Here is a 13,103-nt window from a genome sequence, read left to right as displayed (position 1 = left end):
GGAATGACGATCATGAAGGGCAGTGTTGTTGCGCTTGATACCTACAAGGGCCGCAAGGCCGCAGCCCGTATCGTCGATGGGCAGCTGGATGATTTCCTGATCGAACCGCCCGAGCAGTACGCGCTGCCCGGGGCGATATACCGCGCCATCTGTGACCGTCCGCTGAAAGGGCAGGGGGGCATGATGCTGCGCCTGCCGGATGGCGAAACCGCGTTTTTGCGTCAAGGCAAGGGGCTGTCGCCCGGTCAGGCGATTCTGGTGCAGGTGATTGGGTTTGCCGAGGCGGGCAAGGCGGTGCCAGTCACGCAAAAGGTGCTCTTTAAAAGCCGTTACGCCATTGTCACCCCCGGCGCGCCGGGCCTGAACATCAGCCGGTCGATCCGCGATGAAGAAGAACGCGAACGCCTGATGGAAATCGCCCATGAGGTGATGGGCGGGGCTGACGAGGGCCTGATCCTGCGCTCGGTCTCGGTCAGCGGATCGGATGAAGATGTGGCGGGGGATATCGCCACGATGCTCGATCTGTCGCGCGCGGTGCTGGCGGATGCGGAAGGGCGCGCGCCGGAGCTGCTGGTTGATGGGGCAGATGCCCACACGCTGGCCTGGCGCGAATGGGAGCTGCCTGATCAGCTGGATGACGGCGAAGGCGCGTTTGACCGTCACGGTGTCGAAGATCTGATCGACGAGGCGCTGGGCGCGCGCGTGCGCCTGCCCGGTGGGGCCTATGCCTTTGTTGAACCCACCCGGGCCTTGGTGGCGGTGGACGTGAACACCGGCCCGGATGCGAGCCCGGCGGCTGGCCTGAAGGCCAATATTGCGCTGGCCAAAGTGCTGCCGCGCGCCCTGCGTGTGCGCGGGCTCGGCGGGCAGATTGTCGTGGATTTTGCACCGAGCCCCAAGAAAGAACGCCGCCAGATCGAAACCGCGTTGCGCAATGCGTTCAGGGCGGATGGGGTTGAGACCTCTCTGGCGGGCTGGACCGTGCTGGGCAACTTTGAACTACAGCGAAAACGCGAACGCATTCCGTTGAAAGAGAGCTTGGCATGAGCTGTCCGATCTGTTCGAAAGAGACCGACCAGAAATACCGCCCCTTCTGCTCACGCCGCTGCGCAGATGTGGACCTGGGCCGCTGGCTGAACGGGTCCTACGCGGTGCCGGCGGATGCGCCAGAGGACGTGGATGAAGCGATGGACGAGCTCGCCAAGGCGCTTTCGGAAAAAACTTCACGACCGCACTAAAAAAACCGATTTTCCCTCTGGACACCCCCGCCCCCCCCGACTAGAAACCCGCTACCCGAACGACGAAACGTCACTGACGAAACGAAGTTCACCCGTGCCCGGGTAGCTCAGGGGTAGAGCAGTGGATTGAAAATCCTCGTGTCGGTGGTTCGATTCCGCCCCCGGGCACCACTTTTGCCAAATAAAACATATTGTTGCGACTAGTGCGAACACCGTTTCGTCAAGGTATTGCGATGCTGGGTGCCGTGTGGGTGCTTGGTTTTTGTTAAAGCCCTTCCCGAGTGAGGGTTATGCTTCAAACTGATGGCGATTAGAGTAATAGTGGTTTCAAGTAGAAGGAGATTTGATTTGGCTGATGACGATGTGGTGGAAGATCACCTTCCAGAATTCGAAGATCCAGAATTCAACGAAGACGATACTTCTGAGACCCCACCGACCGACATTGTTGCATACAATGAACTCCGTTCCTGTGCAGACCTCGCCAGAATGACCAGCGATGGAATCATCGATCTTCAGCCGGATTTTCAACGTGATGTAGTTTGGAAACCTGCCGACCAAACACGTTTCATCGACTCGCTGATCAAGCAGCTACCAATTCCGAGTATGTGTTTTGCTTTGGACCACAAGACCGATACATGGATTGTCATCGATGGCTTGCAACGTATGAGTTCAATCGTGAAGTTTTTGGCCGGTGGTGATTGGCGCCTGTCGAAGCTAGACGACATTGACGCTAAGGTGGCTGGCAAGCTTGCTGCGACCTTCAAGAACGGGAAGGGCGAGCAGAAAAAGATATTTGATCGGGTTCAAAATAAGACGCTGCCAATAACCGTATTGCGCTGTGACTTTTCGAAGAAAAGCCACATGGAGTATCTATTTACAGTGTTCCATCGCCTAAATTCAGGTGGGTCAAAGCTCAACAACCAAGAAATTCGAAACTGCATCTATAGTGGCGACTTGAACATGCTGCTACGTGAACTCGACAGGATTGAGGGTTGGAGAACCTTCAACAAAATGAAAAAGGACAACAATTACCGGTTTGTGAAACAGGAAGTCATCCTTCGGTTTTTTGCCTTTCTGGATGAGCCTCAAAAGTACGGCGGACAGGTTGGTAAGTTCCTGAATGACTACATGTATCCACGTCGCAACCCCGATGCCGAGTTTATCGCGTCAAAACGGGATATCTTTGTCAGAGTAGTTGATGTCCTGAACAAGGCGTTCCCAGAAGGGCCGGCCGATAGAATGCCTACAGCCGTTGTTGAGGCACTGCTCGTTGGAGTTGCCCGAAATATCGAGCAGGTTGAAGCGCTGGATAAAGCTGGGATACTCGAACGCTATCAGCAACTTCGAGACTCTCAGAATTTCAAGGATGAAGGGCTTGCTGAAGGCTTGTCTAAGAAAGACAAAGTCGACGCAAGGCTAGCTGAGGCAACAGATATTTTCTCCAAATGATTTCGCACAGTTACATCAAGAGCAACCTTGCATACCTTGACCGTGTTTATCGAAGAACAAACTCTATTACAGAGGCGAGCTATTGCTCAAAACTCGCAATCCTCGAGTTGTGTGGCTGGATCGAGCTTTCGATGGACGACATCGTCTTGAGAGGCTGCGTTAGAGGCTTGAAGCAAGAGAAAAACCGTAGAGCCGTGAGAGAGAAGGTAAAGCTAAACTACGGCTTCGAATACAAGAAACACTTCGTGTCGCTCATAACATCCTTGGTCGGCTTTCATGGTTATGAGACTTTAGAGAAGTCTATTCCCACCACGGTCTCAACAAGTTTCAAATCAGAGCTCGGTAACCTAAAGGAGCGTCGGAATTCATTGGCGCACACCTACTACAAAGGGGTGACGCACCACTACGACGCGCCATCAATCACGATTTCTAGGTATCATTCGGTTGCAGCAGGCCTAGACGCATATGACAAGGCGTTACGGGCGTATTGCTGAAACAATCGTTTTACGACTAGTCTGAAGCAGCGCTGACTATCACTCCATGCTTTGACGCAAGATTTACATCTAGGGCTGTTTTTACTTGGTACGAAATGAACTCGCTTCCTGAGCATTCTGGCAACCCAAGTTGTTTGATAAGCCCAGCATCGAAATCGCCCGAAAGTAACAGGATAGAATCCTTTAGAAGTATGTCTCTGGTTCCTCGGCCATTGTCAGACCTAATGCGCCTCATGAAATCCTTTTGCTTTGCAACGGCCTCAACAACTTCCCTCTTGATGGGGGTGTCCTGAACCTCCCTAAACAGGCTAGCCATTCGTTGGTTCCCAGACGATCCTGAAAAAATTCGCTCGATAGCGTCTGATGGTACGGTTTGCCAGAAATTCGGTGGATAGGGTCTTTCTTTTAGAAGCCATAGGATGTTGGCAAATCCCTCAGCCGAAACGCTCTTCTTCGCGTCTTTGTTTTGACCAGCCGTTAGATAGTCCAGTTTCGCTACTATGAGGCCCAGAAAGCACATTGCTCTCTTCTCATCCGCCGCGACCAATATGCATGGATGATCAATGGCCTCTGTAGGGATCATCCAATTGCTTCCCATAGTATTTTTGATATCGACATCTTGGCCGAGGATAAGAGTATCTAATTTGCCCTTCGGCAATCGCAGCATTGCTCGGAGTTCAATTTCGACTCTCGTACCGATGTATGTCTTTTCCGTCTTCTCCAACTCGTCATAAGACCGGCGACCGGTCTTGGGCGTCATGATCACATCGTCAACGCACTGACGCAGCATCGCCGAAAACCCTTGCCCGAGCGCCTTCGGGCCCCCTGCACGTTTGGTGATTTCATCTGCCAGCCCCGTCAATAGGTCATAGTCGGGATGCCCCGGCACAACGATGCTGTCTGGAATGCTCTTCTTCAAATGCCTAGCGTCCTGAGATTCTATAGTTCTCTCAGCAAGCTGACATATCGGAATGTAATTTGGAAGTTAGGCGACCACTGAACGAAGCACACGTTTTCTCAGGGCTTTGGCGATCTTCACAGATACAGCCTTGGCGACTGGCGGTGGGAAAGCATTGCCTACCTGTCTGTATGCATTGGTCTTGGCGCCCGTAAAGTGCCACTCATCTGGAAAACCTTGAATGCGGGCAACCATTGGGACGGTCAAACGGGGCATGCCTTCGTGGAATGCATCTGGAGCCTCTGGAGCGATAGTGCGCCCCTCAACACCCAGTGTTGCCCACGCTGCACGTGCTCGGGTCGGACCCAAATCAGGTCCTCCATGTTTCTTCGATCCACCAACGATTGTTGGCGCGATCTCATCGGCTTTATCAGCCCATTTCTCAGCGCCACGCCATCCCCGTTCCCCCATAAGGTCAATAAGCGTTTCACCTACTGTGGGGGGATTGTGAGGATTGGGTTCGGGCCAATCAAAAAACTCACCGCGCTCTTCTTGGATAGCAACGATAACCACCCGAGGTCTCAATTGTGGAACGCCGAAATCCGATGCGTTCAATAGCCTCCAGTCTGTCTTGTATCCCAGCTTTTCTAGCTGCGCCTTCAAATGCTCACGATAGTCGTGGAATACAGCGTCCAAGAACCCACGGACATTTTCAATCATCACTGCTCGCGGCCGGGCGGCATCGACTATGTCAATCGCATCGTTGAATAAGTTGCGTTCGTCTTTTTCGCCAAGCTGCTTACCTGCGACGGAAAAAGGAGGGCACGGTAGGCCACCGGCGAGCAGATCCATTCCCTTGAAATCAGATGCACGCTCTTTGAAGATTCTCATATCTTCTTCAAGGACATTCCATTCAGGCCGATTATGACGCAGCGTGTTGCAACAGTGCTTGTCGATCTCAACCAATGCTGAGTGCTTATAGCCTGCTTGCTCAAGGCCCAGTGCTTGACCGCCCGCGCCTGCGCATAGTTCAACCGATGTCAGCATGTTGTCCGCCCTCTTTTTGCTCATACAACACATTGTGGTCGACCAAATCAACTCACCGAGTGATAGTCGTCAAATGTTCTTTTTATGTTCTTAACGGCAAAGGGGCAATCTGAGCAACATGCTTGGTGGCAGTTGTGTCACTTTTTAAGGATAGAAACCGCTTCGTTGTAAGCAGCAGACCCCTTCACCCATTGCCACGGCGTGCGCGGCTTGCGTGCCTTTGCCAGTTCAGGGTTTGCCTTAGCATCGCTTACAGCTGCGCGTAGTCGCTCACGGGCTTCACGCGGGTCGATCTTCAGTTCTTCGCAAAGGGCTTTCAGTGTGACGATATCGGCCATGTCGATCTCCTAAGTTGCTGATGCAGATCGATAAGACGCGGATTGCTCTGATGTCAGGGATAATCCCAGACCGTCTTTAGCTTTTCTCGAATTGCTGCTACCACTGATCTCGACGTGGCAGACGCGGTCACGTTGGGGCGTAGCAAAAGAACTGCGCATTGGGTCCGTGGCCATCTGTTTCTTGCGCGAAATGGGAAACTCACTTGGCGGAAGGCTCATGTTCGTGGCGTTGGAAAGCCGATACAAACGGCGAGAAAAGTAACGACCTGAAGCTATGGAGCAGCGTACAAAAACTCGGTTTGTTGTCTCGAAATGCGAGGTCAAAGTCTCTCTTGGGTGCCCGATGGGTGCTGAAAGTGTCGAGCTAGAATGAAATGGCTTGATAGACGGCGGATAGCTCTGGCATCCGTAAGCCATTCAACAGAAATAGTTTTCGCGATGGATTGAAACAGCCTGCTAGAGTCTGAATGGAAATCTGGGAAAATTGAAAATCCTCGTGTCGGTGGTTCGATTCCGCCCCCGGGCACCATTTAGATCAAAAAAAACAAAAGACTAGACGCTGACATCTTTGCGTGAAGTTAGCCCGAGCTTCGCGTGGGTATCATTTGGGTAGCATATCGAGCAGAGACAGAATGTCTGCGCAATGGTTGCAACGCGAGGCCGATCCTTCGATCCATCGAACCTGTGCAAAACGCTTTCGGTGCGATTCCAGTCCCTGGTATTGGGCTTGGCATGCAGCTCGATAAACTCGGGGATTGTTTCGCCCAGCGTCGGGGCAGATGCCTCTGAAACCTCAGGAGCCTTTTCGAACTCGCCCAACTCGACGTCACGGGCGACTTCCATCGCGCGGCGTCTGGCGTCGGCAAGGGAGACCACAGGGTAAGGGCCGATTTCGATACGCCTGCGCGAACCGTTCGGGCGCACCATCGTTTAGAACACCTAGGCACCTGTGGTCGACACACGCACATGCAGGCCGTTTACTTTCTGGTCGCGGACCTCGTACCGTTTGACCGTCGCCGGAGGCATCGCGTCGAGTGATTTGGTTGGTCCAACGCACCGCTGCGCCTGAGCGCAGGAACCATGACCCTGGACGGGATTGTCTCGGCGCGCGATGGGATCGATATCACCTCGACCACAGGGGACATTTCCATCCTGGGGGAAGTGGCCACCAACGGGGCGCTGGCGCTGACATCCGCACAAGATCTTTCGATGGGGTCCTCGGCCACGCTGGTCTCTGTGGAAAACGGCCTGGCGGTCACGTCCGCAGGTACGCTTCGGACAGATGGCACCGTATTTGGGCAGACCGGGGCCACGCTGACCGGGGACCGCCTTGATCTGCGCGGCAACGTGCAAACCGGCGGGCGGTTGGATCTGCGCGCGCAAACGGGTGGGTTGGTCAGCTTTGCTGACGTTGTGGCCGGGTTCATTGACGCGAAGTCAGAGGCAGCGATGCAGCTGGGCGGCAGCCTGTCCGGGCCAATTGTCGCCACCGCCACCGGCGCCTTGACCGTCACGGGGGACATTGATGTGGTTCGCCCGGCGGATGCGGATCCCTCGTTTGTCACCGGGGCCTATCTGACCGGCGCATCGGTGGATATCGCTTCGGGCGCCAAAGTGACCAGCGATCAATTGGTGGTGCTGGAGGCCACAACAGGCCGTGTGCAAAACGCGGGCCGTGTGACGGCGGGCAGCTCTGCCCAGGTCACCGCCGCAGGGGCGGTGACCAATTCGGGGCAACTGTTGGCCGATGAAACGCTGGTGATCAACGCGGGGTCCCTGACCACCACGGCAACCGGGAAAAGCCAGGCCGATCAGATCGCCCTGTCAATCGGCGGGAATGCTGTGAATGCGGGGGCGTTTCGCGCCCAGACCCTGCTGGATGCCAGCATTGGCGGGCGGCTGACCAATTCCGGCCGGATCGAAACCGCGGCGGGCAACAGTCAGATCAGCGCAGATGATTTGCGCAATTCCGGCCAGATCAAAAGCCACGGTGGCACCACATTCCTGACCGACCTGACCGGGTTTAACAATGCAGGTGGCACCATCTTTGGCGAAGATGGCGTGGTGCTAGAGGCCTTGTCTCATCTGACCCTGGGCGCAGGTGCGTGGGGAAAGGTAGTCAGCGAAAATACCGTGTCACTGATGGGTAAAGATGGTGGATATCTGCCGGGGCTGACGGTGAATGCCGGGGCGAAACTGGTCAATGAGGGCAAGCTGATCATCAAGGCGCGCGCGATCAACAACTCGGGCACCATTGCGTCAGCCACGGACGCGGTCACGCTGCTCGCCCAAGGCAACCTCACCAATCGCGGGCTGATCTATGCCGGGGGCGCGGCCCTTGTGATTGGCGCGTCTGGCAATGTTTACAACCGGGGGGGATCGATCCTTGCCAATCATGACCTGCTGATTGCGGGCCTTAAAATCCATGATGATGTGAGCGAATGGGCAAGCTTCAGCCCGTCTGAGAAGACGTTCCTGCCACAAGGTGACGTGTTCGGCACAATCGAAGCTGGTGGTTCGATCAATGGTAACGTGACCGGCACCGTCAGCAATTGGGCGGTTGGGGCCAACAAATCCGGGCTCTTTGGCACTGGCAACACAAGGCCAGATGTGGATCCTCGCCTGCCCGGCGGACCTGCGGCCAAGCTGGCCCTCGCATCGGCACAGGGTCAGGCCATTACATCTTTGTCGAAACTGTCGAGCGCCACGTTGGGGGGGCTTTCGGCGGGCAATCTGGTCTTGCACCCGCTGGATCCAAACAGCATCTCGGGCTGGGGCGCGGGCGGCAATGTGAGTGACGGGTTCACCCGGCTGATCGGCAGCATTGATTTCAAAAGCTTTGGCAACAATCAGCTGTTCCGCCTGAACCGCCCCACGCTAGGAGGCTATCTGGTAGAAACGCGCCATGGGTTCATTGATCGCAAAAGCTTTATCAGTTCCGACTATTTCCTGAAGACCCTGAACTATGATCCCGCCAAGACCCAGACCCGGTTTGGCGATGCGCTGGCGGAAACCTATCTGATCCGCGACCAGATCTATGACCTGACGGGCCGCCGCCTGTTGCCCGGGGCCAAGACGGAAAAAGACCAGATCCGTGCCATGTATGACAATGCGGTGGATGCCAGCAAATCGCTGGGCCTGACCGTGGGCACGGCCTTGTCGCCGCAGCAGATCAGCCGATTGACCGAAGATATCGTCTGGCTGGAGGAACGCGTGGTCTCTGGCCAAAAAGTGTTGGTGCCGCAGATCTATTTGGCGGGATCCGCCGGGCTGATCCGCAAGACCCCGGGGGCAACCTTCACCGCGCAGGATATCTCTCTCAAGGTTGGGGATCTTGCCAATCTGGGCGGGGCGTTCCAGACCAGCGGCGACCTTGTGATCGCGGCGGCAAGTGACATTACCAACCAATTTGGCGAGATGATCGCAGGTGGCGCGCTGTCACTCAGTTCTGAGCTAGGGCAGGTCTCGTTGCAATCCGGGCTGCTGTCTGGCGGGTCGGTTGGTATCCGCGCCAATGAGATCTTGATCGAAACCGTGTCGGAACGGTTTGGCACGCCGGACAATCATCGCACCGATATTGGCCGGGTCGCCAGCATTCGCTCTGGTGGCGTGCTGTCCTTAGTTGGGGCAGGGGATATCTCGGTCTCCGGCGCGTCTCTGGTCGCCACGGATGACCTGTCGATCTTTGCGGGTGGTGACATTGATATTGGCAGCGTTTTGAACTCTTCCGCCCTCCGTGTCGGGGATCAGAAAAACGGGCTGAACATTGCCCGACGCACCCATATCAACAGCCTAATCCAATCCAAAGACGGATCGGTCAGTATTGTATCCGCGCAAACCGAAGAACGTGATGGCGCAACCCGTCTGACGGGCGGGGGCGATATCACCCTGTCCGGCACCACGGTACTTGCGCATGACACCGTGGATATCGCGGCCCTTGCGGGCAATGTCACCCTCAGCGCTGTGTTGGATACGGGGTATTTTGAAAGCCACAGTTCCAAGCAATATGGCCTTTTCGGGATCAATAAAAAGCAGACCCACACCGAAAAACTCTCGGCCACCTGGACCGGCAACACCATCGAGGCGGGGCAGGTGTCGATATCGGCGGCGGGCAATGTGGTGGATCAGGCTTCAACTCTCCTGGCCAAAACAGGTGACCTGGATCTGACCGCGCAATCGGGCAGCGTGCACAGCCTGTCGGTGACCGATCTTGAGGCCTCAAAAACCAAGGTCCACAAATCCACCTTCTGGGGGTTGATGGACTGGTCGACCGAGGTCAATTCGCTCAAATCCACCGCGCAATCCATCGAAGCCACAGCCGCCAAGGATCTGCGGCTGACCGCCGGACAGGATATCGTCATCGAAGGCGGGCGTCTGACCGGCGAGAATGTGATCTTCGACGCCCAGAACGTGGCGCTGATCGCAACGGTTGATACGGATTATACCGAGACCATCACCCATTCCAATTTTGGTGTCATTGTGGTGGACACCCATCAGGTGGATGCGGTGCAGACCGCAGGGTTTACCGAGATCAACGGCAAGGCTGATTTTGGCGAGGCCCCCGTTTACGTGGATCTGCAACAAAGCCAGGCGGCGCTGATCCATGCCATTCCGGCCCTGCTGGCCCCCGAGGGCGAAGACGCGGTGCGCATGGCGCTGGTCGATCACTATCTGCCAGAGGCCAACGGGCCCCCGACCGCAGGGGTTGATCCCATTGCCGCCGCGATCCAGGCGGCGTTCACCCCCAAATCGGGCGGCTCTGACGATGCGGATGGGGCGGATGGGGATGACAGCGACGAACCAAGCCCGAATGACTTTTCAAACTCCACCTTCTCCGTCCCCGTCCCCGGCACCCTTGACGGCGCGGGCTTTGCCTATCTCGATCAGCTCTTCGCCGCCGACCAGCTGACCGTCGCCGAGATGGAGCTGGTCAACCACCACTTCTATGACAAAACCACCCAACTGGGCGTCGTGGGCCACCTGCTGCTGGCCTATTTCACCGGGGGCATGTTTGCCGAAGGGGCGATATTCGCCAATGTACAGGGGGCGGTGCAACAGGCGATTGTCCGGTCCCTCGTCACCACCAGCGTGAATGGGATTGTCTCGGGCGAGTTCGACCTGGGCCAGGCCCTGACCTCGGCCTTTACCGCAGGCATCGGCGCCTGGGCGGGCACGTTCAAGCTCGCCACGGCGCTTGGACTGGGCGAGGGCGCCTCCCTTGGCCTTCTGAGCAAAGGCGGGGACCTGACCGCCGCCGCCATCGTCAACACGCTCGGCACCTCTGCCATCAACGCCGGGATCACCGCAGCCCTGACCGGAGAGGACTTCTTCGACACTTTCCTGACCAGCTTCGCCTCTGGTGTGGTCTCCCTCGCCACCGCCGACCTGCAGGAGCTGATTGGTCATGAGTTCGCAGGCGGGGCCAATGGCGGCGAAGGCAGTCTGGGCCACGCACTGACCCACGCGGGCCTCGGCTGTATCGCCGCCGAACTGCAAGGCTCCACCTGCGCCGCAGGGGCCGCCTCCGGTGCCGCAAGTGCGCTCTTTGCAGGTTACATCAAAGGCAATTCCGAACTTGATGGCAACGACTTCATAGACGAAGCCCACCTCATCGCAGGCCTCGCCGCCGCCCTCACCGGCGCAGACACCACCGCCACCCTAACCGCCGCTGGCATCGGGCAAAGCGCGTTTGTGAATAACTACCTGAACCATGCCGAGGAAGAACGAAGACAGGCGCTTGAGGAGCAGTTGAGATCTCCCGAATGCGCTGAAGGTGCATGCCCCGCGTTGGAAGCAGAGCTTCTGGCGCTTGATGAGTTGGATGCCGCGCGAGATATTGCGTTACAGCAGGCGTGTTGGGGTGATCCTTATTCTTCAGCTTGTGGGGCTGCGATATTGGATCTGAAAGCCGCCGTAGACAGCTATGCCGGTTGGTGGGTGCTGGGTGAGGAAAGCGGTCAGGTTGTCGAACAATGGGCTGTCATCAAGAATGACGGTTATACACAGCTCTGGGCGCAGGCAATGCTTGAGATGCCTGTTGATGCGGTGACGGGCGCAATTGATCTTGCGACGATTATGGGGGCCGCGGCCCTTGGTGACGAGACGGCACAGCTGCAACTCCGTGCGCTTGCGCAAACGGTGAAAGAGACAGTTCTGGATCCCGCCGGTGCTATAGATCAGGCGGGTGCCGATTGGGTAAACGAATATGATCAGCTTGTTGCAGAGGGCAGACATCAAGAAGCCGACCTGATGTTGATCCGCCTAGGTGCCGGAATTACGACCGCAGGGGCAAGCACTGCGGCGGGCGGAGTTGCCACACTCGGAAAAAGCATAAAAATCCTTGTTCCTGAAGGTGGCGATGTTATTAATGCTACAAATAGGACACTGCCAGATGGTTATCGCTTAATTGATGACACCACGAATGCTGCTCGCCCAACGTTGGCTGGTGGTAATAGATGGGTGATCGACAATGATGGTAACGCAATAATCCAAAGACCGGACGGAACATTTGCGCGTACACAGGCAGACATCGATGACATTGTTCTGCCGTCCGCACCAAATAGAACAGTCACCGTTGATACATCAGGTGCAACACGTGGTACGCCAGAGTATGAAACTCTGAACAACCCACCGGCAAACACACGCGTTGAATTGGACAACGGGACTGCATTCCGCACTAATGAGTCAGGCTACATTGAAGAAATCACCTACACGCCAGTCAACCAACGTGGTGTGCGTGATAGTCGCCAAACCGCTGTTGGACGAGAAGGTATTGCTGGTGATGTTGGCGGACATATCCAAGCTTGTCGACATGGTGGCACTTGTGACCGATTCAATCTGTTTCCGCAAAATTCAAACTTCAACAGTAGTCCCTACCGCCGGTGGGAAAATGAAATCACGCGTTCGTTGCAAAATGGTGATACTGTTGGTGCAATAACAGTCCGCTTTGATCGTTCAAACCCTAGCAGCGCAAGACCTGATAGCTTAACAATTGAATATTCAATAAATGGACAAGCGCGAACGCGGGAATTTGAAAACGTTGCCGGAGGTGGTCAATGAACCCAGTAGAAAAACAAAGGCTTGTTATTGATCAGCTTTATCATTTGATGGTCGAAAGTGCAGAAACTGGTTTCGATACCGCAACCTGTCGTTTCGAGTATTACGCTGAGGAAGATGGATCACGCGCTGTAGATACTGCCTTCGAATATGAACTGAATGGCTCGAAGCATTCTAAGCACCTGAACTATCGGCAAGCACGGGAGGAACGGCCAATAGGGCTCGTTCCCAAGCTTCACCAGCTTATGAAAGAACACACTGGCGGTGACTGGCAAGCATTCACGCTGTCTATTGAAGAAAATGGGCAGGTAAAGACGAAGTTTGAGTATAGCGACGAAAATCCATCGGTTTGATCACCGTTCTAACTCTTTTGCCACGTTGAGCAGCTCCGGTTCGATTGTGATGCGTTCGAGCAAATCTTGCAGTTCTTCGTGGGCATGGTTCAGATTAACGGCATAGCTCTTGCCGAAATGCGGGTTGCCAAGGCAGCCTGACCCACGCGGGTCTCGGCTGTATCGCCGCCGAACTGCAAGGCTCCACCTGCGCCGCAGGGGCCGCCTCCGGGGCCGCAAGCGCGCTCTTT

9 protein-coding genes and 1 tRNA gene are annotated in these 13,103 nt (G+C 55.8%); 6 read left to right on the top strand and 4 right to left on the bottom strand.

Annotated features, from left to right (window positions below; genetic code table 11):
• Nucleotides 1–12: 12 nt before the first annotated feature.
• From ACP15V_RS02195 to ACP15V_RS02180, 4 genes are all read left to right on the top strand, one after another.
• Nucleotides 13–1,047 (top strand): ribonuclease E/G, encoded by a 1,035-nt coding sequence (locus tag ACP15V_RS02195; RefSeq protein ID WP_424942044.1) that lies wholly within the window; start codon nucleotides 13–15, stop codon nucleotides 1,045–1,047.
• On the top strand, nucleotides 1,044–1,238 hold the full coding sequence (locus tag ACP15V_RS02190; protein ID WP_424942043.1) for a DNA gyrase inhibitor YacG: 195 nt from the start codon (nucleotides 1,044–1,046) through the stop codon (nucleotides 1,236–1,238). The genes ACP15V_RS02195 and ACP15V_RS02190 overlap by 4 nt, the downstream gene beginning before the upstream one ends.
• A gap of 96 nt (nucleotides 1,239–1,334) precedes the next feature.
• Nucleotides 1,335–1,409, top strand: a tRNA-Phe gene (locus ACP15V_RS02185).
• 177 nt (nucleotides 1,410–1,586) lie between these two features.
• The gene (locus ACP15V_RS02180) at nucleotides 1,587–2,687 is read left to right on the top strand and encodes a DUF262 domain-containing protein (RefSeq protein WP_424942042.1); all 1,101 of its coding nucleotides are present in this window, start codon (nucleotides 1,587–1,589) and stop codon (nucleotides 2,685–2,687) included.
• A 510-nt stretch (nucleotides 2,688–3,197) separates the two neighbouring features.
• Here the strand turns inward: ACP15V_RS02180 and ACP15V_RS02175 are convergent.
• The 4 genes from ACP15V_RS02175 to ACP15V_RS02160 all read right to left on the bottom strand — a co-directional run bounded on the left by ACP15V_RS02175 (nucleotide 3,198) and on the right by ACP15V_RS02160 (nucleotide 6,391).
• Nucleotides 3,198–4,100 carry a NaeI family type II restriction endonuclease gene (locus ACP15V_RS02175; RefSeq protein WP_424942041.1) on the bottom strand — a complete coding sequence of 301 codons (903 nt, stop codon included), beginning with the start codon at nucleotides 4,098–4,100 and terminating at the stop codon, nucleotides 3,198–3,200.
• 66 nt (nucleotides 4,101–4,166) lie between these two features.
• Complete coding sequence (locus ACP15V_RS02170; protein WP_424942040.1) at nucleotides 4,167–5,126, bottom strand: DNA cytosine methyltransferase; 960 nt, start codon at nucleotides 5,124–5,126, stop codon at nucleotides 4,167–4,169.
• Nucleotides 5,127–5,263: 137 nt separating this feature from the next.
• A complete protein-coding gene (locus ACP15V_RS02165) occupies nucleotides 5,264–5,464 on the bottom strand; it encodes a hypothetical protein (protein ID WP_424942039.1) in 201 nt (66 codons plus the stop codon).
• A 552-nt stretch (nucleotides 5,465–6,016) separates the two neighbouring features.
• Complete coding sequence (locus ACP15V_RS02160) at nucleotides 6,017–6,391, bottom strand: Arm DNA-binding domain-containing protein (RefSeq protein ID WP_424942038.1); 375 nt, start codon at nucleotides 6,389–6,391, stop codon at nucleotides 6,017–6,019.
• Between the two features lie 153 nt (nucleotides 6,392–6,544).
• Here ACP15V_RS02160 and ACP15V_RS02155 point away from each other — a divergent pair, with 153 nt between their 5' ends.
• Together ACP15V_RS02155 and ACP15V_RS02150 are read left to right on the top strand one after the other, a co-directional pair.
• The gene (locus tag ACP15V_RS02155; protein ID WP_424942037.1) at nucleotides 6,545–12,523 is read left to right on the top strand and encodes a DUF6862 domain-containing protein; all 5,979 of its coding nucleotides are present in this window, start codon (nucleotides 6,545–6,547) and stop codon (nucleotides 12,521–12,523) included.
• On the top strand, nucleotides 12,520–12,873 hold the full coding sequence (locus ACP15V_RS02150; protein WP_424942036.1) for a hypothetical protein: 354 nt from the start codon (nucleotides 12,520–12,522) through the stop codon (nucleotides 12,871–12,873). Before ACP15V_RS02155 ends, ACP15V_RS02150 begins: the two co-directional genes overlap by 4 nt.
• Nucleotides 12,874–13,103 lie beyond the last annotated feature (230 nt).

It is taken from the genome of Aliiroseovarius crassostreae, from assembly GCF_049803815.1.
Taxonomy (GTDB): domain Bacteria; phylum Pseudomonadota; class Alphaproteobacteria; order Rhodobacterales; family Rhodobacteraceae; genus Aliiroseovarius; species Aliiroseovarius crassostreae_A.
The sequence above is the reverse complement of the archived record's forward strand: the minus strand, read 5'-3'. Positions and strand labels throughout refer to the sequence as shown.

What these genes read in the sequence shown, in the direction of transcription:
- ACP15V_RS02160 (WP_424942038.1), bottom strand. Translation starts at nt 6,391, where the DNA reads ATGGTGCGCCCGAACGGTTCGCGCAGGCGTATCGAAATCGGCCCTTAC.
- ACP15V_RS02165 (WP_424942039.1), bottom strand. Translation starts at nt 5,464, where the DNA reads ATGGCCGATATCGTCACACTGAAAGCCCTTTGCGAAGAACTGAAGATC.
- ACP15V_RS02155 (WP_424942037.1), top strand. Translation starts at nt 6,545, where the DNA reads ATGACCCTGGACGGGATTGTCTCGGCGCGCGATGGGATCGATATCACC.
- ACP15V_RS02195 (WP_424942044.1), top strand. Translation starts at nt 13, where the DNA reads ATGAAGGGCAGTGTTGTTGCGCTTGATACCTACAAGGGCCGCAAGGCC.
- ACP15V_RS02150 (WP_424942036.1), top strand. Translation starts at nt 12,520, where the DNA reads ATGAACCCAGTAGAAAAACAAAGGCTTGTTATTGATCAGCTTTATCAT.
- ACP15V_RS02170 (WP_424942040.1), bottom strand. Translation starts at nt 5,126, where the DNA reads ATGCTGACATCGGTTGAACTATGCGCAGGCGCGGGCGGTCAAGCACTG.
- ACP15V_RS02190 (WP_424942043.1), top strand. Translation starts at nt 1,044, where the DNA reads ATGAGCTGTCCGATCTGTTCGAAAGAGACCGACCAGAAATACCGCCCC.